General features: G+C 72.0%; 18 protein-coding genes and 1 riboswitch. Of the genes, 6 read left to right on the top strand and 12 right to left on the bottom strand.

From position 1 onward, the window contains the following. The first annotated feature begins 63 nt into the window (after positions 1–63). Entirely contained in the window at positions 64–768 is a 705-nt protein-coding gene (locus tag CG719_RS19085; RefSeq protein WP_100569855.1) for a response regulator transcription factor, read from the top strand. Then, the gene (locus CG719_RS19080) at positions 765–2,219 is read left to right on the top strand and encodes a sensor histidine kinase (protein ID WP_100569854.1); all 1,455 of its coding nucleotides are present in this window, start codon (positions 765–767) and stop codon (positions 2,217–2,219) included. Before CG719_RS19085 ends, CG719_RS19080 begins: the two co-directional genes overlap by 4 nt. Positions 2,220–2,222: 3 nt before the next feature. On the opposite strand, the gene CG719_RS19075 is transcribed toward CG719_RS19080, so the two are convergent. The 3 genes from CG719_RS19075 to CG719_RS36490 form a co-directional block, all read right to left on the bottom strand. Further along, a complete protein-coding gene (locus CG719_RS19075) occupies positions 2,223–3,779 on the bottom strand; it encodes an ABC transporter substrate-binding protein (RefSeq protein ID WP_100569853.1) in 1,557 nt (518 codons plus the stop codon). A 169-nt stretch (positions 3,780–3,948) separates the two neighbouring features. Further along, on the bottom strand, positions 3,949–5,361 hold the full coding sequence (locus CG719_RS19070; RefSeq protein ID WP_100569852.1) for a metallophosphoesterase: 1,413 nt from the start codon (positions 5,359–5,361) through the stop codon (positions 3,949–3,951). 78 nt (positions 5,362–5,439) lie between these two features. Beyond that, a complete protein-coding gene (locus CG719_RS36490) occupies positions 5,440–5,679 on the bottom strand; it encodes an SCO4848 family membrane protein (protein WP_234375641.1) in 240 nt (79 codons plus the stop codon). A 91-nt stretch (positions 5,680–5,770) separates the two neighbouring features. Between CG719_RS36490 and CG719_RS19065 the strand changes: the two genes are divergently transcribed. Further along, entirely contained in the window at positions 5,771–7,030 is a 1,260-nt protein-coding gene (locus tag CG719_RS19065) for a D-alanyl-D-alanine carboxypeptidase family protein (protein ID WP_234375640.1), read from the top strand. Here the strand turns inward: CG719_RS19065 and CG719_RS19060 are convergent. Continuing rightward, on the bottom strand, positions 6,978–7,940 hold the full coding sequence (locus CG719_RS19060) for a YihY/virulence factor BrkB family protein (RefSeq protein ID WP_100569850.1): 963 nt from the start codon (positions 7,938–7,940) through the stop codon (positions 6,978–6,980). The two genes, CG719_RS19065 and CG719_RS19060, sit on opposite strands and share 53 nt — an antisense overlap. A gap of 86 nt (positions 7,941–8,026) precedes the next feature. Here CG719_RS19060 and CG719_RS19055 point away from each other — a divergent pair, with 86 nt between their 5' ends. Further along, entirely contained in the window at positions 8,027–8,791 is a 765-nt protein-coding gene (locus CG719_RS19055) for a decaprenylphospho-beta-D-erythro-pentofuranosid-2-ulose 2-reductase (protein WP_100569849.1), read from the top strand. Positions 8,792–8,842: 51 nt separating this feature from the next. On the opposite strand, the gene CG719_RS19050 is transcribed toward CG719_RS19055, so the two are convergent. The 3 genes from CG719_RS19050 to CG719_RS19040 form a co-directional block, all read right to left on the bottom strand. Beyond that, a complete protein-coding gene (locus tag CG719_RS19050; RefSeq protein ID WP_100569848.1) occupies positions 8,843–9,424 on the bottom strand; it encodes a 2'-5' RNA ligase family protein in 582 nt (193 codons plus the stop codon). Between the two features lie 163 nt (positions 9,425–9,587). Then, positions 9,588–10,601, bottom strand: coding sequence for a tryptophan--tRNA ligase (gene trpS / locus CG719_RS19045; protein ID WP_100569997.1), 1,014 nt, complete (start codon positions 10,599–10,601; stop codon positions 9,588–9,590). Positions 10,602–10,761: 160 nt separating this feature from the next. After that, positions 10,762–12,216, bottom strand: a complete 1,455-nt coding sequence (locus CG719_RS19040; RefSeq protein WP_100569847.1) for a glycine hydroxymethyltransferase — start codon at positions 12,214–12,216, stop codon at positions 10,762–10,764. 30 nt (positions 12,217–12,246) lie between these two features. After that, positions 12,247–12,335: riboswitch (ZMP/ZTP riboswitch) on the bottom strand. Positions 12,336–12,471: 136 nt separating this feature from the next. On the opposite strand from CG719_RS19040, the gene CG719_RS19035 reads away from it, so the two are divergent. Continuing rightward, positions 12,472–13,326 (top strand): hypothetical protein, encoded by an 855-nt coding sequence (locus CG719_RS19035; RefSeq protein WP_100569996.1) that lies wholly within the window; start codon positions 12,472–12,474, stop codon positions 13,324–13,326. A 30-nt stretch (positions 13,327–13,356) separates the two neighbouring features. On the opposite strand, the gene pdxR is transcribed toward CG719_RS19035, so the two are convergent. Beyond that, positions 13,357–14,775, bottom strand: coding sequence for a MocR-like pyridoxine biosynthesis transcription factor PdxR (gene pdxR, locus CG719_RS19030; RefSeq protein WP_100569846.1), 1,419 nt, complete (start codon positions 14,773–14,775; stop codon positions 13,357–13,359). 47 nt (positions 14,776–14,822) lie between these two features. Between pdxR and CG719_RS19025 the strand changes: the two genes are divergently transcribed. After that, positions 14,823–15,353 carry a carboxymuconolactone decarboxylase family protein gene (locus CG719_RS19025; RefSeq protein WP_100569845.1) on the top strand — a complete coding sequence of 177 codons (531 nt, stop codon included), beginning with the start codon at positions 14,823–14,825 and terminating at the stop codon, positions 15,351–15,353. 50 nt (positions 15,354–15,403) lie between these two features. Here the strand turns inward: CG719_RS19025 and CG719_RS19020 are convergent, their stop codons facing one another. The 4 genes from CG719_RS19020 to CG719_RS19005 all read right to left on the bottom strand — a co-directional run. Further along, entirely contained in the window at positions 15,404–16,315 is a 912-nt protein-coding gene (locus tag CG719_RS19020) for a hypothetical protein (protein WP_234375639.1), read from the bottom strand. 7 nt (positions 16,316–16,322) lie between these two features. Continuing rightward, positions 16,323–16,676: a hypothetical protein gene (locus tag CG719_RS19015; RefSeq protein ID WP_100569844.1), complete on the bottom strand. Its 354-nt coding sequence runs from the start codon at positions 16,674–16,676 to the stop codon at positions 16,323–16,325. After that, positions 16,660–18,381 carry a hypothetical protein gene (locus tag CG719_RS19010; protein ID WP_100569843.1) on the bottom strand — a complete coding sequence of 574 codons (1,722 nt, stop codon included), beginning with the start codon at positions 18,379–18,381 and terminating at the stop codon, positions 16,660–16,662. The genes CG719_RS19015 and CG719_RS19010 overlap by 17 nt, the downstream gene beginning before the upstream one ends. Positions 18,382–18,591: 210 nt before the next feature. Next, the coding region (locus CG719_RS19005) for a malate dehydrogenase (protein WP_100569842.1) at positions 18,592–19,510 on the bottom strand (919 nt) is incomplete at its 5' end.

Genomic DNA, 19,510 nt, shown 5'->3' with positions numbered 1-19,510 from the left:
ACTCTCAAGGAACTCCAAAGCTCCGGCGGCCCCTCCGCCGGTCCCGCCGCGGATACTGGGGACATGACCGTCAACGAGGCAGCGCACGAAGGGGCGACGGTCCTCGTCGTCGAGGACGAGGAGTCCATCGCGGACGTCCTCGCCATCGCCCTGCGCTACCACCGCTTCCAGGTGATGACCGCGGGCACCGTCCGCGAGGCGTGCGCGCTCGCCGAGCGCACCCGGCCCGACGTGGCCCTGCTGGACGTGATGCTGCCGGACGGGGACGGCCGGGCGCTGGGCCGCGAGTTGCGCACCCGCTGCCCCGGCCTGGCGCTGGTCTTCGTCACCGCGCGGGACGCGCCCGCGGAGATCGTCGGCGCGCTCGGCTTCGGCGACGACTACATCACCAAGCCGTTCAACATCGACGAGGTCGTCGCCCGGGTCCGCGCCGTGCTGCGCCGCACATGCTCCACCGACGTCCTCCCTCAGCGCCCGCCGCTGTGCTACGGCGACCTGGAGCTGGACGAGACGACCTACTCGGCGCACCGCGCGGGCCGCACGGTCGAGCTCACCCCCACCGAGTACGCGCTGCTGCGCTTCCTGGTGCGCAACGGCGGCCGGATCGTCCCCAAGGACCAACTCCTCAGGCACGTCTGGCAGTACGAGCACACACCGCCCGAGTCGACCGTCGTCGAGACCTACATCAGCTATCTGCGCCGCAAACTGGACACGCTCGGACCGCCGTTGATCACGACCCGGCGGGGCGTGGGATACGGGCTGGCATGAGGCCGGGCAGACCGCGTCCGCGGCGCCGCAGGCACGGGCTCCACTCCCTGCGCGGCAAGCTCACCCTGACCAACGTCGGACTGCTCGCCGTGGGGATCGTGGTGGCGACCGCCGCGAGCCTGGTGGGCATGCGGCACTACCTGCTCGGCCAGATCGACAACCAGCTGATCAAGACCCGTGACTCCGTGGTGGACTCCCGGCTCACCATGCGGCAGATCGACTCGCTGGCCGCGCTGACCCTCATCCGGGACCACTTCGTACAGCCCACCATCAACAGGCCACGCCCGGAGTCCGTGTTCACCGCCGTCGGCAGCGGGGGCGAGGCCCTGCCCATCGCCGGTTTCGTGCCGACCGACGCCCAGCGGTCGCTGGCCGCCGCGATCGGCGACCCGCGCGCGCTCGCCGCCGGCCGCGCACCGCACGAGGTGACGCTGCACGGCGCCACCTACCGGGCGACCGCCGCCCGTCTGACCGACGGCAACTACCTCCTGTTCGCCACCTCCACCGACGCGCTGCACCAGGGCATCGCCAAGGCCCTCAGACTGGACCTGGGCGTCGGCACGCTGCTGCTGGCGCTCCTGGCCTGCCTGACGATGTTCAGCGTGCGGCTCCGGATGCGCCCGCTGGAGGACATGGTGGAGACCTCATCGGCCATCGCCGAGGGCGACCTGACCCGGCGCGTGCCCTCGAGTCACCATCCCACCCAGGAGGTGGAACAGCTGCGCGTCGCGCTGAACTCCATGCTGCACCAGGTGGAGTCGGCGTACCGCACGCGCGAGCGCAGCGCCGCCCAGCTGCGCCGCTTCGTCGCCGACGCCTCGCACGAGCTGCGCACCCCGCTGTCGGCGATACGCGGCTACCTCCAGCTCTACGACAAGGGGATGCTGACCGAGCCCGGCGAACGCAGGCGCGCCTGGGACCGGATGAACGCCGAGGCGGACCGCATGGGGCGGCTCGTCGACGAACTGCTCACCCTGGCCCGCCTGGACCAGCGGCCCCAGTTGCGGTTGCGGAACGTCGACGTCGTCCGGCTGGTGCGGGACGCCGCCGAGGACCTGCGCGCGCAGCAGCCGGAGCGGCCCGTGACGGTCGGCGCCGAGGGCGTACTGCTCGTGCACGCCGACGAGTCGGGGCTGCGGCAGGTGCTCGGCAACCTGGTGGCCAACGTGCGCGTCCACACGCCCGCCGACGTCCCGGTGCGGCTCACCGCGGAGCGCGCCGACGGTGTCGTACGGCTGTGTGTCCAGGACAAGGGGCCCGGGCTGGCGGAGGAGGACGCGGCGCGCGTCTTCGACCGCTTCTTCCGCGCGGGCGGTGCTGCGGGCAGCGGCCTCGGCATGGCCATCGTCCAGGGGGTGGCCGAAGCGCACGGCGGGCAGGTGGCCGTCCGCACCGGCCCCGGGGAGGGGTTCGCGGTGACGGTCACGCTGCCCGCGCAGGCCCGTCCGTAGCGGTCAGATCCAGTCGAGCTTCCAGAGCCGGAAGCTGCCCGTGCCGTCCGACAGGTACTGGCCGCCGCCGACGTCCTCGCTGCTGACCACGTACTCCTTGCGCTGCCACAGCGGGATCAGCGGCACATCGGCGGCGACGTTCGCCTGGAGGCTGCGGAAGTCCCCGGCGATCCGGCCCCGGTCGGCGTACTGCTGGGTGTCCCGGATGAGGCCGTCGACGGCCTTGCTGCTGTAGCCGGTCCTCATCGTGCTGCCGGTGCCGACGAGGGCGCCGCCGAAGGTGTCGGGGTCCGGGTAGTCGGCCACCCAGCCGACCGCGTACGCGTCGAGCTTGCCGCCCGCCCAGAGCTTCTGGAAGTCGGCCCACTCGTAGCCCTTGAGGTCGACCTTGAACAGGCCGCTCGCCTCGAGCTGCCGCTTGAGCTCCGCGGCCTCCTCGCCGGCGGCGCCGCGCCCCTGGCCGTAGCCGTAGGTGAAGCGCACCGGGACGGACACGCCGGCCTCGGTCAGCAGCTCGCGGGCCTTCTGGGCGTTCTGCGTCGGGTAGGCGTCGAAGAAGGACGTGTTGTGGCCCGTGATGCCGGCCGGGATCAGCGAGTACAGCGCGTCCACGGTCCCGTCGTACACGCCGCCGGCCAGCTTCTCGCGGTTGATCAGCCAGGCGATGGCCTGCCGGACGCGGGTGTCGTGCAGCGGCGAGGAGGCACGGGTGTTGAGGTACAGGTTGCGGGTCTCGGAGCTGTCGGACACCGACACGCGCATCGCGGGGTCGCTGGGGTTGAGTCCGGCGAGGAGCTTCGGGGGCAGGTTGCGCGTGGCGACGTCGATCTGCTTGCCCGTCCACGCCTTCTCCAGCTCGGCCGGGCTGTCGAAGTAGCGCAGCGCGACCGGTCGCCCGGTGCTGCTGATGGCGCCCTTGTAGGCGTCGTTCGGTACCAGGTCCGCGTTCTTGTCCTTGGCGTACCCCTTGAGCCGGTACGGCCCGGTGCCGTCGGCCGCCGTGCCGGTGCGCAGCCCGTTGGCCGGGTAGCGGGTGTGGTCGACGATGGAGCCGGCGCCCGTGGCCACCTTCAGCGGGAAGGTGGCGTCCGGGGTCGACAGGTGGAAGGTGACGGTCATGCCGTCGGCCTCCACCGAGCCGAGGGTCGACAGCAGCGCGGAGGGGCCGACGTCGGAGTTGATCTTCTTGATCCGGTCGAAGGAGAACTTCACGTCCTCGCCGGTCATCGTGCGCCCGCTGGGGAACTTGATGTCCTCGCGCAGTTCGCAGCGGTAGGTGCGCAGTCCACCGCCGGTGAAGACGCAGTCCTTGGCCGCGTCCGGCACGGGTGTGACACCACCCGGCTCGAAGGTCAGCAGGGACTGGTACACATTGCTGTACAGCGCCCAGGAGCCCGCGTCGTACGCTCCCGCCGGATCCAGCGACGTGACCGCGTCCGTCGTGCCCACGACGATCGCGTTGCCCTTGTCGTCCTTCGACGGCAGCAACTGCCAGCCGCCCACCCCCACGACCGCCAGCACGACCAGCGTCGTGAGGATCCGTATGCGAACCGACCGCATCCGTACCCTCCCCAGACCCCTTTTGGGCCCTTCTACACAAACCACACACCTGAGTGGCGCCCGTTACCTAATCACACGCATTTCGCCAGGGGGAAGCCGGGCCTGGGGAGAATGAGAAGAAGTTACGAAGACTTGTTGTTCGAGCGTTTCCGGGAGGGTTCCGCGGTCTCTACGTCTGCCGGGAGGCGAGCTGGACGACGGTGATGTCGGAGGGGGCGCCGACCCGTGTGGGCGGGCCCCAGGCGCCCGCGCCGCGGCTGACGTACAGCTGGGTGTCGCCGTAGCGCTCCAGGCCCGCGACGGTCGGGTTGGCGGCGGCCGCGAGGATGCTGCCGGGCCAGAGCTGGCCGCCGTGGGTGTGGCCGGAGAGCTGGAGGTCCACACCGTGCCGGACGGCCTCGTGAATCTGCACCGGCTGGTGGGCGAGCAGGACGCACGCGCGTGCCGTGTCCCGGTCGCCGAGCGCCCGCTCGAAGTCGGGGCCCTGCCCCTCGCTCTCGCCCCGTACGTCGTTGACGCCGGCCAGGTCGAAGGCGGGCAGCTCGGTGCGCGCGTTCTCCAGGGGGAGCAGGCCGAGACGGCGCACCTCCCGCACCCACTGCTCGGCGCCGGAGAAGTACTCGTGGTTGCCGGTGACGAAGTACGCGCCGTGCCGCGCCCGGAGCCCGGCCAGCGGTGCCGCCGCCGGTCCGAGGTCCTTCACGCTGCCGTCCACCAGGTCCCCGACGACGGCGATGAGGTCGGGCTGGGTCGCGTTGACCGTGTCGACGACCTTCTGCGCGAATCCGCGCCCGAGGACGGGTCCGAGGTGGACGTCACTGACGACGGCGATCCGGTACCCGTGCGCCGCCCGCGGCAGTTTCGCCAGTGGCACGGTCACCCGCTTCACCCGCGGCCCGCGCAGCACCCCGTAGGTCCCGTACCCGACGGTCCCCAGAGCCACCGCGGCGGCGCCTCCCCCGACGACCCGTGACACGAACAGCCGCCGGCTGGAAAGGCCACGCGAGGCCGCCGGCGCGCCGTCACCGGTGGCCGGCTCATGGCCGGACGGCGCGTCGGCGGGTGCCTGCACGGCGGACAGCGGGCCGCCCGGACCCGGAGGGGGCGTGGACGGGCCGGTGTCCGCCGGCGCGGCGGCGGACGACGCCTCCCCGGCCGGGCCCGGCTCGGGGGCGGACACCGGCACGGGTTCGGGCTGCGGCGCGGCGGCGGACTCCCGCGCGGGTGCCGCCGTGTCCTGAGCCGGTGCGGCCGTCCGCGGCCCGGTGGGCAGGAGGCGGCGCAGGAGGGGGCGGAGGGGCTCCGTCGCCAGGGTGGCCAGGAGCAGGTACAGCACCAGGGCGAGCCAGAGGAAGCCGGGCCAGGCCAGGGTGCGCTGGAGCCAGAAGGGGGCGCCCGCCTGCTCGGTGACGAGGGCCCCGACGGCCAGGACCCAGCCGCCCGCGATCAGGACCGCGCCCGCGCGGCGTACCGGACCGGGTCCGCGGGTGGTGTCGCGGAACAGGCGGCGCCACAGATACCAGTTGGCCGCCACCACCCCGCTGAGCACGAGCAGCGCCACGAGCACGAAGACGACCACCATGCCGTCCGTTCCTTCCGCCTGATGCCTGGTGTGCCGGCCCCCGCCCCCGCGAAAGGCCCCGTGGAGCTGTCCGGAACGCTATGACGTCCGGCGCAGTGCACGCAGTCCGCGCAACCCGATGCCCCCGATGACCGTCCCCAATACGAAGGAGACGACGGCGAGCGCCAGATGCACCCAGAAGTACGCCGTCGGGTGCCCGTGGTCGAACGCCAGACCGCTGCCGTCCTTGATGAGATTTTTAACGAAAGTGACCCAAATGACCCAACTCCACACCCCGAAGGCGAGCAGGAACCAGGAGACGGGGCGGCTGAGCTTCATACGTTCAGTATCGCCGCCCGGAACCGGGCTCCGCGTCCGGGGTGGGAGGGCGGACGGCACGCCACTGCCCGCGCCCGGTACGTTTCCGACCGTGCCCGCACCCAATAAGATCATCAGCCGATCACTGGTGATCACCTCCGCCGCCCTGCTGTCCGCCTCGCTGGCCGCGCCAGCCGCTCTCGCCGCGCCTGTCCCCTCGGCCACTCCCCCGGCAGGGATGTCCACCGTCGGCGGCGCCCGCCTGGGCCTGCCCGGCACACAGGTCGACCTCGGCAACGGCGCCCCCGTGCTGCCCAAGGACCTCACCGCCCGCTCCTGGATCGTGGCCGACGCCGAGTCCGGCGCGGTGCTCGCCGCGCACAACGCGCACTGGCGGCTGCCTCCGGCCAGCACGCTGAAGATGCTGTTCGCGGACACCGTGCTGCCGAAGTTCCCCCGGACGCAGACGCACAAGGTCACCCCGGCCGACCTGGCCGACGTGGGCGCGGGTTCCAGCCTGGTCGGCGTCAAGGAGAACGAGACCTACACGGTCCACGACCTGTGGCTGGGCGTGTTCCTCCGCTCCGGCAACGACGCCGTGCACGTACTGTCCGCGATGAACGGCGGCACGAAGCCGACCGTGGAGGACATGAACGCGCACGCGCAGGAACTCCAGGCGCTCGACACCAACGTGGTGAGCCCGGACGGCTACGACGCCGACCACCAGGTCTCGTCGGCGTACGACCTCACACTGTTCGCCCGTTCGGGGATGCAGAAGAAGGACTTCCGCGAGTACTGCTCGACCGTGCGGGCGTCGTTCCCGGGCGAGACCAAGAAGAACAAGAAGGGCAAGACCTCCCGCGGCTCCTTCGAGATCCAGAACACCAACCGGCTGCTGAGCGGCGACTACGACATCTCGGTCTACCAGGGCATAGCCGGGGTGAAGAACGGCAACACCACCCACGCGGGAGCCACCTTCACCGGCGTCGCCGAGCGCGACGGCCGGGTGCTGCTGGTGACGGTGATGAACCCGGGCAAGCCGGACCACAACGAGGTCTACAAGGAGACCGCCAAGCTCTTCGACTGGGGCTTCGCCGCCCTGGGCAAGGCGCGCCCGGTGGGCGAGCTCGTGCCGCCCAGGAGCGCCGCCGAGGCGAAGGCGGAGCCGGGCGCCGAGCCCTCCGCGGGCCGGACCGACGACGGCTCGTCCGCCGCGGCCGTGGCGCACGCGTCCGTCCAGAACGGCTCCCGCGGGGCGGGGATCGCCCTGGCAGTCGCCGGTGGCGTGCTGGTGCTGCTCGCGGCCGGGGCCTTCCTGGTCAACCGCCGCTGGCCGCTGCCGGACCTGATGCGCCGCCGGACCCGCCCCTGAGATCGACGGCCCGGCCGCCGTCGCCGCCCCCGTCCTCATCGGGCGCACCGCTCCCGTCGTCCGCACCGCTCTGCGTCGCCGTCCAGGCGGCGCAGTACAGGACCAGCTTGGACGTGAAGTTGATCCACAGCAGCAGGGCGACCGGGACCCCGAAGGCGCCGTACATGCTCTTCGCCGCCACGCCCTGGATGTAGCCGCTCAGCAGCAGCTTCAGCAGCTCGAAGCCGACCGCGCCGAGCAGCGCGGCGACCAGCAGCCGGTGGCGCGGCGGCTCGACGCCGGGCAGCAGGGTGAGGACGTACAGCAGGACCAGGAAGTCGGCCAGCACGGCGACCGCGAACGCGATGATCCGCAACAGGACACTGCCCCAGCCGTGCTCGGCCAGCCCGATCTCCCGGGAGATGAAGCCGACGGCGGCCGAGGCGATGGTGGACACGACGAGCGTGACCAGCATCGCGCCGCCGAGGCCGATCAGGACGCCCGCGTCCTTCACCTTGCTCATCAGCGGGTTCTCCTCCGGGTCGGGCAGCTCCCAGACGGCGCGCAGGCAGTCCCGCGTCTGGGCGACCCAGTTGACGCCGGTCAGCAGCAGGGCGGCACCGGCGATGAGCCCGACCGTGCCGGCGTTCTGCACCAGGGCACTGATGTCCAACTGCTGCCCCAGGCCCGGGAACTGCTGGACGATCTTGTTCTGGAGCGTGTGCTGCTGCTCCGGACTGAGCGTGGCGGCGCCGACCGCGGCGGCCACCGTCAGCAGCGGGAACAGCGCGATGAAGCTGATGAACGTCATGGCGGCGGCCAGTCGCGACCATTTGACCCGGTCCAGACGTTCGTACGACCGCCACGCGTGCGTGGCCATCAGGCGGGCCACCCACGGCCCGACGACGGGAAGCTTCTTCAGCCAGTCCATGATTCCGACTGTGCCCGCTCCGTGGCAACGTGAACACCGCGTTTCTGCGTCAAAACACGCATAACCGGACGATACAGTCGTCTGCCGTGAAGGATGCCCCCCGTCTCTCGCGTCTTCCCCGGTCACTGCTGGTCCTCGGCGGCACATCCGAGATCGCCCTGGCCACCGTGCGCCGCCTGATCGCCCGCCGCACCCGGACCGTCTGGCTGGCGGGCCGCCCCTCACCGGCCCTGGAGGAGGCCGCCGCGCATCTGCGCACCCTGGGGGTGGAGGTGCGCACCGTGCCCTTCGACGCGCTGGACTGCGCCTCCCACGAGACGGTCCTCGGCAAGGTCTTCGCCGAGGGCCGTATCGACATGGTGCTGCTGGCCTTCGGCGTCCTCGGCGACCAGGCGTACGACGAGCGGGTGCCACTGAACGCGGTCCGCGTCGCGCAGACGAACTACACTGGGGCGGTGTCCGCGGGCCTGGTGGCTGGGCAGGGGCTGCAGAACCAGGGGCACGGCTCGCTGGTGGTGCTCTCCTCGGCCGCGGGCGAACGCGCCCGCCGCGCGGACTTCATCTACGGCTCGAGCAAGGCCGGCCTCGACACCTTCACCCAGGGCCTGGGCGACGCGCTGTACGGCACCGGGGTGCACGTCATGGTCGTACGCCCCGGATTCGTGCGCTCCAGGGCGACCGCCGGCCGCGAGGCCGAACCCTTCACCGTCACCCCGGAGCAAGTCGCCACCGCCGTCGAACTCGGCCTGCGCAGGCGCTCGGAGACGGTGTGGGTGCCCGGTGTGCTCCGGGTGGTGACGACCGTGCTGCGGCATCTGCCGCGCGCGGTCTACCGGCGGCTGCCGCTGTAGCGGTCCGGGCGGTGTCCGTTCGCCGCCGTGCGGGAACGCCGGGGGAAGCGTCTACCGGGCGGGCAGCGTGCCGCTGTCCACGGGGGCCGCCTGCGGAGGCACCACCGTACTGCCGCCGAAGCCGAACTCCCGCAGCTTGCGCCACACCCCGTCGGGACCCTGCTCGTGCAGGGCGAACCCGGTGCACGCCCACTCGGCCTCGTACCCGGCGAGCTCCTCGAAGGCGCGGTCCATCGCCGCGTCGTCGATGCCGTGCGCCACCGTCACATGCGGGTGGTAGGGGAACTGGAGTTCGCGCGCCAGCGGCCCGGAGGGGTCGCGGACCTGCTGCTGCAGCCCCGCGCACGCCTCGGCGCCCTCGACGACGCGCACATAGACCACCGGGGACAGCGGCCGGAAGGTGTCCGTGCCGGACAGCCGCATGGTGAAGGGACGCCCGGCCGCGGCCACCTCCGTCAGATGGGCCTCCACGGCCGGCAGCTCCGCGGAGTCGACCTCCGTCGGCGGGAGCAGGGTGACGTGCGTGGGGATGCCGTGAGCCGCGGCGTCGCCGAAGCCCGCGCGCCGCTGCTGGAGCAGGCTGCCGTGGGGCTCCGGGACCGCGATCGACACGCCGATCGTTACGGTCCCCACGTCGTCTCCTTCGTCGTGCCGGATGTGTTCTTCTGTTTCGTTCTCAGCCGTTTCGTCACTGCCGTCCGGCTATGACTGTACGACCACCACACCGTTGTGGGCAGGCGCAGCCGCAGTGATGTACAGCGCTCTGCGCCGCGATGCGCGTGTGCGGTGGTGCGCCTCAGTGCTTGGCGGGCAGGAAACCCACCCGGTCGTACGCCTGGGAAAGGGTCTCCGCCGCGACCGCGCGCGCCTTCTCCGCGCCCTTGGCCAGGATCGAGTCCAGGGTCTCCGGGTCGTCCAGGTACTGCTGGGTCCGCTCCCGGAACGGCGTCACGAACTCCACCATGACCTCGGCGAGGTCCGTCTTGAGCGCACCGTAGCCCTTGCCGGCGTACTTCTCCTCCAGTTCGCCGATACCCGCCCCGGTCAGCGTCGAATAGATCGTCAGGAGGTTGCTGACGCCCGCCTTGGTCTCCGGGTCGTAGCGGATGACGGTGTCGGTGTCCGTCACCGCGCTCTTGACCTTCTTGGCGGTGGCCTTCGGGTCGTCCAGGAGATTGATGAGGCCCTTCGGCGTCGACGCCGACTTGCTCATCTTGATCGTCGGGTCCTGGAGGTCGTAGATCTTCGCCGTCTCCTTGAGGATGTACGCGTCCGGGACGGTGAAGGTCTGGCCGAATCGGCCGTTGAAACGCTCGGCGAGGTCGCGGGTGAGTTCGATGTGCTGGCGCTGGTCCTCGCCGACCGGCACCTCGTTGGCCTGGTAGAGCAGGATGTCGGCGACCTGGAGGATCGGGTACGTGAACAGGCCGACGGAGGTCCGGTCGGTGCCCTGCTTGAGGGACTTGTCCTTGAACTGGGTCATGCGGCCGGCCTCGCCGAAGCCGGTGAGGCAGTTCATGACCCAGGCGAGCTGGGCGTGCTCGGGGACGTGGCTCTGGACGAACAGCGTGCAGCGGGCCGGGTCCAGACCGGCGGCCAGCAGCTGGGCGGCGGCGAGCCGGGTGTTGGCCCGCAGCTCGGCCGGGTCCTGCTGGACCGTGATCGCGTGCAGGTCGACGACCATGTAGAAGGCGTCGTGGGTTTCCTGAAGGGCCACCCACTGGCGTACGGCGCCGAGGTAGTTGCCGAGGTGGAACGATCCGGCGGTGGGCTGGATTCCTGAGAGCACGCGGGGTCGGTCAGTCGCCATGCTCACCATTCTCTCAGGTAAGGGGGCCCGATCCGGAACCGGCCGGAAACAGGTGGGAACCGGATCCTGGCGCGCGGTGCGGCAAGGCTGTGAGAACGCGGGACGTGAAGGCCCCGTGACCCGCGGGTCACGGGGCCTTCACGTCCCCTGTGGGGGCGGGTCAGCCGAGGTCGATCTCCGGGTAGAGCGGGAAGCCCGCCACGAGGTCCGTGGCCCGGTGGGAGATCTCGTCCGCGATCTTCGGGTCGAGGACGTGCTGGGCCTTGGAGGGGGTGCCCTTGCCGGTGGTGCCGGGCTCGGTGGCCGTCAGGACACGGTCGATCAGGCCGGCGACCTCGTCCATCTCGGCGGTGCCCAGACCGCGGGTGGTCAGCGCGGGGGTGCCGATACGGATGCCGGAGGTGTACCAGGCGCCGTTCGGGTCGGCCGGGATCGCGTTGCGGTTGGTGACGATGCCGGACTCGAGCAGGGCGGCCTCGGCCTGGCGGCCGGTGAGGCCGTAGGAGGAGGCGACGTCGATCAGGTTGAGGTGATTGTCGGTGCCGCCGGTGACGAGGGTGGCACCGCGGCGCGTCAGGCCCTCGGCGAGCGCGCGGGAGTTGTCGACGATGCGCTGGGCGTAGTCCTGGAAGGAGGGCCGGCGGGCCTCGGCCAGGGCGACGGCCTTGGCGGCCATGACGTGCGGGAGGGGACCGCCGAGGACCATCGGGCAGCCCCGGTCGACCTGGTCCTTGAGGGAGTCGTCGCACAGGACCATGCCGCCGCGCGGGCCGCGCAGGGACTTGTGGGTGGTGGTGGTGACGATCTGGGCGTGCGGAACCGGGTCGAAGTCGCCGGTGAGGACCTTGCCGGCGACCAGGCCCGCGAAGTGGGCCATGTCGACCATGAGCGTGGCGCCGACCTCGTCGGCGATCTCGCGCATGATCCGGAAGTTCACCAGGCGCGGGTAGGCCGAGTAGCCCGCGACGATGATCAGCGGCTTGAACTCGCGGGCGGAGGCGCGCAGGGCCTCGTAGTCGAGGAGGCCGGTGACCGGGTCGGTGCCGTAGGAGCGCTGGTCGAACATCTTCCCGGAGATGTTCGGGCGGAAGCCGTGGGTGAGGTGCCCGCCGGCGTCCAGGGACATGCCGAGCATGCGCTGGTTGCCGAAGGCCTGGCGCAGTTCGGCCCAGTCCGCGTCGGAGAGGTCGTTGACCTGGCGGACCCCGGCCTTCTCCAGGGCGGGTGCCTCCACGCGCTGGGCGAGGACGGCCCAGAAGGCGACGAGGTTGGCGTCGATGCCGGAGTGCGGCTGGACGTAGGCGTGACGGGCGCCGAAGAGTTCCCTGGCGTGCTCGGCGGCCAGCGACTCGACGGTGTCGACGTTGCGGCAGCCGGCGTAGAAGCGGCGGCCGACGGTGCCCTCGGCGTACTTGTCGCTGAACCAGTTGCCCATGGTCAGCAGGGTGGCCGGGGAGGCGTAGTTCTCGGAGGCGATCAGCTTGAGCATCTCGCGCTGGTCGGCCACCTCCTGGCCGATGGCGTCGGCCACGCGCGGCTCGACGGCGCGGATCACGTCGAGGGCGGCACGGAAGGCGGTGGACTCGTTGGACAGGGGCGCGGTGTTCTCAGGCATCGGGACCTCCGGACGTGGCATCGGCGTTCACGTTACGGCCCAGGCGCACGGCACACTTTCCGTTCGGGCCGCTCCCCGATGGTCGGTCCCATCCCAGCGCGCCAGTCACGGCCCGTCGTCAGCCTACCGGGCCCACCCCACGGCACCGTTCCCGTGTCCGCCATGCGAGCGAGGAACGGCTGCCGGACCGCGGGGTCCTGGATCTGGTGACGCCCGGACACCCCGCTCCCCTAGAGTCGCCTCGTGCTCTTCGGAATGGTGTGCGCGCTCGGCGCGGCGGTGTGTTTCGGGACGGCGACGGTGCTCCAGGCCATCGCCACGCGCGCCGCAGCGGACACCGGCGGGGGCGGGGAGGCGGCGCTGCTGCTGCGGGCGGTGCGGCAGTGGCGGTATGTGGCGGGCCTGGGCCTGGACGGCCTCGGGTTCCTGCTCCAGATCGCGGCCCTGCGCTCACTGCCCATCTACGTGGTCGGCGCGGCCCTCGCCGCCAGCCTCGCGGTGACGGCGGTGACCGCGTCCCGGCTGCTGCGGGTGCGGCTCAGTTCGCTGGAGTGGTCGGCGGTGGGCGTCGTCTGCGCCGGTCTGGCCATGCTGGGCCTGGCCTCGGGCACGGAGGGCCACGAGGACGGCTCGGCGGTGCTGAAGTGGGCGATGCTCGGCGCGGCGCTGGCCGTGCTGCTGCTCGGGGCGGTCGGCGGCCGTCTGCCCGAGCGCGTGCGTGCCCTGCTGCTCGGCCTGGGAGCGGGTTTCGGCTTCGGCGTGGTCGAGGTGACGGTGCGGCTGATCGACTCGCTCGCCCCGTCGGTGCTGTTCACCAACCCGGCGGCCTACGCGCTGCTCATCGGCGGTGGAGCCGCCTTCCTGCTGCTGACCTCGGCCCTCCAGCGCGGTTCGGTGACCACGGCCACCGCGGGCATGGTCATCGGCGAGACGATCGGCCCCGCGGCGGTCGGGGTGGTGTGGCTGGGCGACCGCACCCGCGAGGGCCTGGCCTGGCTCGCGGTGCTCGGCTTCGCGGTGGCGGTGGCGGGCGCCCTGGCGCTGGCCCGGTTCGGGGAGGCGCCGGTCGAGCAGGGGCCGGTCGAGGAGTTGCCTGCCACGAAGGCGTGAGCACCGCTCGACGGGCCGCCCGACGGGCTGTCAGGGCAGCACCCGGCACAGGGCGTCCAGGGCGCCCGCCCACGCGTGGTCCGGTGGGGTGCCGTAGCCGACGACCAGCGCGTCCAGCGGTGCCACGGCGGCCTGCTCGTGGCGGAAGCGGGACAGTCCGTGCAGGGCGAGGCCCTGCCAGGCGGCTGCCTGGACCACCGCCGGTTCGGTGCCGGGCGGCAGGCGCAGCACGGCGTGCAGACCGGCGGCGATGCCGGTGGGATGGACGTCGGGCGCGCGGGTGGCGAGGGCCTCGACCAGGGCGTCACGGCGGCGCCGGTAGCGCAGCCGGGCCGAGCGCACATGACGGTCGTAGGCGCCGGAGGTGATGAACTCCGCGAGCGTCAGCTGGTCCAGCACCCCGCAGGTGTCGGAGGGACCCTTGGCGGCGGTGGCCTCCTCCATGAGGGACGGGGGCAGGGCCATCCAGGCCAGGCGCAGTCCCGGGGCCAGGGACTTGCTCGCCGTGCCCAGGTGGACCACGTGGTCGGGGTCGAGGCCCTGGAGCGCGCCGACGGGCTGGCGGTCGTAGCGGAACTCGCCGTCGTAGTCGTCCTCCAGGATCAGGCCGCCGGTGCGCCGGGCCCAGTCGGTCACGGCCGCGCGCCGGTCGGGGTGCAGGGGCACGCCCATCGGGAACTGGTGGGCGGGGGTGAGCAGGACCGCTCCGGGTCCGGCCAAGTCGCCGGTGACGGTGCCGAGTCCGTCGAAGGGCAGGGGACGGGTGCGCAGGCCCACGCGGGCCAGAAGGTCCCAATGCACGTCGAGACCGTACGACTCGACGGCGACCGTGGTGACGCCGCGGGCCCGCAGCACCGTGCCGAGGATCCGCAGTCCGTGCGAGAAGCCCGCGCAGACCAGCAGGTGGTCGGGGTCGGTGCGGACGCCCCGGACCCGGGCGAGATGCCCGGCAAGGGCGGTGCGCAGTTCCGGACGGCCGCGCGGGTCGCCGTAGCCGAGGGCGTGGTGGGGCGCGGTGGCCAGGGCGCGGCGGGCGGCCTTGAGCCACTGCGTGCGGGGGAAGGAGGCGAGGTCCGGGGTGCCGGGGACGAGGTCGTGGACGGGGCGGGGGCGTTCGCGGGGCTGCCGGGCCGCGCCGGCCCGCCGGGCCTCCGCGCTGGGCGTCTGCCCGAACGGCGAGGCGGGTGCCCCTCTGGCCACGCGCGTGCCGGAGCCCTGGCGGGCGGTGAGCCAGCCCTCGGCGACCAGGTCGGCGTAGGCGTCGGCGACCGTGTTGCGGGCGATGCCCAAGTCGGCGGCGAGGCTCCGGGAGGAGGGCAGCCGGGTTCCGGGGGCCAGACGGCCGCCGCGGACCGCCTCGCGCAGCGCGTCGGTGAGGCCGCGGCGCACGCCGGGACCGGCCGGTTCCAGATGCAGGTCCAGGCCCAGAGTGGCCCATGATTCCGCCATGGAAATGGACCATACTCCTGGGCTGCTTCACTCATAGGGTCGGACGTATGGCTACGACGACGAACACCGGCGAACCCACGAACACCACCGAAGGCGCCCCCGCGTACGCGCCCGAGCACGAGCCCCGTATGCAGTGGGCCAAGCACGCCCCCGAGGTCTACAAGGCGATGGTCCGGATGGACGCGGCCGCGGGCCGGGGCCTCGATTCGCGGCTGCGCGAGCTGGTCAAGATCCGTGCCTCGCAGCTCAACCACTGCGCGTTCTGCCTGGACATGCACACGAAGGACGCGCTCGCGGCCGGCGAGAGCGTGGAGCGGATCGTGCAGCTGGCCGCCTGGGAGGAGTCGCGGCACTTCTATTCGGAGAAGGAGCTCGCCGCGATCGAGCTGACGGAGGCCGTCACCGTCCTCACCGACGGCTTCGTGCCGGACGAGGTGTACGAGAGGGCCGCCGCGCACTTCGACGAGGCCGAACTGGCGCACTTGATCGCCTCGATCACGGTGATCAACGCCTGGAACCGGTTCGGCGTGACGACCCGCGCGGTCCCGGGCCACTACACCCCCGGTCAGTACAAGTGACCACCCCGCCCCGGGGCCGGCCGGGCGGCCGGCCCCGGGGCGGCGGTGGGTCAGTCCTCGCAGGTGGCGTAGGAGGGACAGAACCAGTCCAGTGCCGTGCTGAGGACCTCCTGCTCGTCGTGTCGGCCGTCGGATTCGGGCCCGTAGGAGGCGAGCGCGTACAGCCTGCCGTCGGCGGCCTCGAAGCGTTCGTCCACGACGTACCAGGTGCCGATGTCCGGTTCGCCCTTGAGGGAGTCGGCCAGGTACTCCAGCCGGGAGCCCGTGAAGTCGCCGCTGTCCAGGTTCACCCGGGAAAGCTTCCGGAATCCCGGAGGCTTGGGCACCTTCGTGGACAGGTACTCGTCGAACGACTCGTCCGGGGAGGACTCCTGCACCTCGTACACCTGGAGCCGGTGACGGCCCGTGGCATCACGGTAGTTGACGATGTCCATGCCGTACCGGGAGGTCACGGTGGACCGCTGGTGCTGCCAGCCGTCGGGCACGGCGATGCGGAAGCCCTCCGGATCGTCGTAGGCGGCATAGCCGGCCGGCGGCTCGTGGGCCGACGGGGACGGCGTCCCGGTCTCCGGTTCCGGTGAGGCGTACGTGGTGGGGGGCGCTTCGGACACGCCCGGCGTGCCGCTCGTCGTGGCGGCCACCCGGTTGCCGTCGTTCCCGCCGCCGCCCAGGCCGAGGGTCACCACCAGGGCGACGGCGACACCCGTGGCGGCGGCCGCGCCGATCACCGTCCAGGCGGTGCGGCGGCTGTGCCCGCCGGGCACGGGCGAGGGCGGGGGCGGGGCCGCCGCGGGCCAGGTGCCGGTGGGTGCGCCGGCGTCGGGATCCCGGACCTCGCCCGGCGGCCATGCCGGCATGTGCGCCGGCCGGGCGGGCGGTGGCGGGGTCGCCCGCGCCACGTCCCGGGCGCCGTCCTCCCAGCGCTGGGTCTCCTCGTTCCAGTGGCGCTGTCCCCCGCTCATCGCGCTCTCACGCCAGGAGTCCCGCCACGGCACCCGCGGAGGCGAGGACGTTCAGCAGCGACTGGGAGTCGGCGAGCAGCGCGCGCAGTCGCTCACGCCGGGACGGGCCGGCCTGGCCGGTCGTGTTGATCTCCTCCTCCGCACCGGCCAGTTCGGCGTCCAGCGCGGCTGTCTGCTCGGTGCCGCGCACCCGTGTCAGGTCGGCGCGCAGCTCGCGCACAGCGGCCAGCAGCTGCTCGGTGGCCTCGTCGCGCTGCGGTCCTGCGCCGTGGTGGCCGACCGCGCTGGCGTGACTGCCGATGGCGAAGGTGCTGCCCGAGACGTTCCCCATGGTCACGTTCGGCTCATGCCGGTCGGTCATCGCTGCCCGTTCCCTTCCGCGGCTCGGTGCCGCTGCTGGCGGTCGCGTGCGAACCGACGGCGAAGGTGGAGCCCTCCACCGAGTCGATGTTCACGCCGCCGTTGCTGATGTTGACGATCTTCTGGACGAACTCGCCGGTCTGGTAGCCGGCGTCGGCGAGCGCGGCGCGCACGCCGTGCGCGATCCGGTCCTGGATCGTGCGCAGATAGCGGTCCACGTCCATCTGCTGGAACAGCGACCCGTCCGGAGCCGAACCCAGTTCACGCACCGACAGGGCGGGGCCCTCCGGCAGCGCGCCGGCGTTGCCGGACGTCAGCAGCCGCCAGCCGAACCGGATCATCCGCCCCAGGCCGAACAGGGCGATGCCCGGGGACACCGGTACCCGTGGCACGGCGTAGGCGGCCTTGCCCAGCAGGTTGTTGCGGTTGTAGCGGTGAGCGGTGCGGTCGGCGTCCTTGAACTCCTGGCGCACCGGGTTCAGTACGTGCGGGGCGACTTCCAGCATGAGCATCCGGCCCTGGGTGTGCACGCGGACGAAGACGCTGACGATCAGCTCCCCCTCCCAGCCGTCGACCCGCGCGCACAGGAAGTGTCTCCGCTTCTCGGCGCCTTCCTCGGCCGCGCGCATCCGGTGGTTCTCGAAGGCCTGCGGATCGTACGGGGCGTCCTCGCGGCGCAGCATTCCCTCGACGGGCAGGAAGACGCATTCGCCGATCTCCAGGCGGCGCAGCCGGTCGCGCACGGGGAACGCGGCGGTCGTCGCCGATTCGCGGAGCTGGTCCAGCAGGGGGCGGACGGTCTCCAGGACCGCCCTGTTGCTCAGCGGTCGCTGCTTCTTCACGGCGTCGGGGCGCAGTTCGACGGCGAGCACCCAGGTGTCGTGCGCGGTTCCGGCCCCGCAGAAGGGGCGGGCCTCGTGATACATGGTCAACTGCTGGTGCTGTTCCGCGTGGATGCGCCCGACCAGCCGCTGGAACCGTCCGCCCTCGGCCCGCAGCGCCGGATCGCTCGCGGCGTCCGGGAAGCGCTGAGGGGAGAGCTCGGCCGTCAACGCCCGGGTGACCTGGCCGCGCCGGGCGGCGAGACAGAGGGCGATGAGCGCGAGGACGACGATCGAGAGCCATGCCTGCAGACGCTCGGCTTCGAACGAGGTGAGCAGGTCGGACAGTGAGGCGCTCGACGTCCTGTACTCGTCGTAGTAGTCCGACGTGTCCGAGGAAGAGTCGCCACCACCGGAGAACGCGATGCCCAAGGTCAGCAGAAAGTACCAGGCCAGGCCGATACGGCTGTACCACCGCAGGAACCAGGCCGGTACGCGCCGGTAGAGCGGCGGGTTGTCGCTCCTGCCCCTGATCAGGGTGGCGACGGCCAGCTGGACGCCCAGGGCGAGGAAAATCAGCAGCCAGTAGCCGGTGAGCACGGCGCCCACCACCCACAGCCCGAGGATGGCTCCGTCCCAGGCCAGTTCCAGACGTCGCGCACGCAGGGCGTGGGCCAGGACCCGCGCGGCGTCGAAGCCGGGCGAAGGCGCACAGAGGCGCTGCTCGTTGACGTACAGCTCGTCGATGACCCGGTCCCGGTACTCGCTGTCCAGGTAGGTGCCCGCGCACAGCAGCCGGGTGGCCTCACTGGCGTACGGCGGCACGGGCGGGGACGCGTCCGGGGGTGTCGGCTGCGATTGCTGCGGCACGGATACGGTGCTCACGCGACTCCCCCGAGGTGTGAACGTTCCCCAGTTCGGCAGAACTGATGGGCCATCAGCATAGGGGGGCGGGAAGCCGCGCGGGAAGCGGTTTGTCAAGTGGGCACCATGGTGCACGAGCCGCACCGGCGGCACCGGCGTACGCGGGCACGAACGCGCGGGGCCCCGCTCCGGCCGGAACCGGAACGGGGCCCTGCGGACAGGCGCGGTGACTCAGATGAGGCCGAGGGAGCGGACCGCGTCGCGCTCCTCCTCCAGCTCCTTGACGGAGGCCTCGATGCGGGCGCGGGAGAAGTCGTTGATCTCCAGGCCCTGGACGATCTCGTACGCGCCGTCCTTGCAGGTGACCGGGAAGGACGAGATCAGGCCCTCGGGGACGCCGTACGAGCCGTCCGACGGGATGCCCATGGAGACCCAGTCGCCGTCGGCGGTGCCGTTGACCCAGGTGTGCACGTGGTCGATGGCGGCGTTGGCGGCGGAGGCGGCCGACGAGGCGCCGCGGGCCTCGATGATGGCCGCGCCGCGCTTGGCGACGGTCGGGATGAAGTCCTCGGCCAGCCACTTCTCGTCGTTCACGAGCTCGGCGGCGTTCTTGCCGGCGACCGTGGCGTGGAAGATGTCCGGGTACTGGGTCGCGGAGTGGTTGCCCCAGATGGTCAGACGCTTGATGTCGGCGACCGTCGAACCCGTCTTCTTGGCGAGCTGGGTCAGCGCGCGGTTGTGGTCCAGGCGGGTCATCGCGGTGAAGCGCTCGGCGGGCACGTCCGGGGCGGCGGCCTGGGCGATCAGCGCGTTGGTGTTGGCGGGGTTGCCGACGACCAGGATCCTGACGTCGTCCGCGGCGTGGTCGTTGATGGCCTTGCCCTGCGGCTTGAAGATGCCGCCGTTGGCCTCCAGGAGGTCGCCGCGCTCCATGCCCTTGGTGCGCGGGCGGGCGCCGACGAGGAGGGCGACGTTGGCACCGTCGAAGGCGACGTTCGGGTCGTCGCTGATGTCGATGCCCTGAAGCAGCGGGAACGCGCAGTCGTCGAGCTCCATGGCCGTGCCCTCGGCGGCCTTCAGCGCCGGCGTGATCTCCAGGAGGCGCAGCTTGACCGGCACGTCCGCGCCGAGCAGCTGGCCGGAGGCGATG

Source organism: Streptomyces sp. CB01373, from assembly GCF_002803075.1.
Classification (GTDB): Bacteria; Actinomycetota; Actinomycetes; order Streptomycetales; family Streptomycetaceae; genus Streptomyces.
The sequence above is the reverse complement of the archived record's forward strand: the minus strand, read 5'-3'. Positions and strand labels throughout refer to the sequence as shown.

Coding starts and splice junctions, on each gene's coding strand:
- CG719_RS19085 (WP_100569855.1), top strand. CDS start 64: ATGACCGTCAACGAGGCAGCGCACGAAGGGGCGACGGTCCTCGTCGTC.
- CG719_RS19080 (WP_100569854.1), top strand. CDS start 765: ATGAGGCCGGGCAGACCGCGTCCGCGGCGCCGCAGGCACGGGCTCCAC.
- CG719_RS19075 (WP_100569853.1), bottom strand. CDS start 3,779: ATGCGGTCGGTTCGCATACGGATCCTCACGACGCTGGTCGTGCTGGCG.
- CG719_RS19070 (WP_100569852.1), bottom strand. CDS start 5,361: ATGGTGGTCGTCTTCGTGCTCGTGGCGCTGCTCGTGCTCAGCGGGGTG.
- CG719_RS36490 (WP_234375641.1), bottom strand. CDS start 5,679: ATGAAGCTCAGCCGCCCCGTCTCCTGGTTCCTGCTCGCCTTCGGGGTG.
- CG719_RS19060 (WP_100569850.1), bottom strand. CDS start 7,940: ATGGACTGGCTGAAGAAGCTTCCCGTCGTCGGGCCGTGGGTGGCCCGC.
- trpS (WP_100569997.1), bottom strand. CDS start 10,601: ATGGCGACTGACCGACCCCGCGTGCTCTCAGGAATCCAGCCCACCGCC.
- CG719_RS19040 (WP_100569847.1), bottom strand. CDS start 12,216: ATGCCTGAGAACACCGCGCCCCTGTCCAACGAGTCCACCGCCTTCCGT.
- CG719_RS19035 (WP_100569996.1), top strand. CDS start 12,472: ATGGTGTGCGCGCTCGGCGCGGCGGTGTGTTTCGGGACGGCGACGGTG.
- pdxR (WP_100569846.1), bottom strand. CDS start 14,775: ATGGCGGAATCATGGGCCACTCTGGGCCTGGACCTGCATCTGGAACCG.
- CG719_RS19025 (WP_100569845.1), top strand. CDS start 14,823: ATGGCTACGACGACGAACACCGGCGAACCCACGAACACCACCGAAGGC.
- CG719_RS19020 (WP_234375639.1), bottom strand. CDS start 16,315: ATGAGCGGGGGACAGCGCCACTGGAACGAGGAGACCCAGCGCTGGGAG.
- CG719_RS19015 (WP_100569844.1), bottom strand. CDS start 16,676: ATGACCGACCGGCATGAGCCGAACGTGACCATGGGGAACGTCTCGGGC.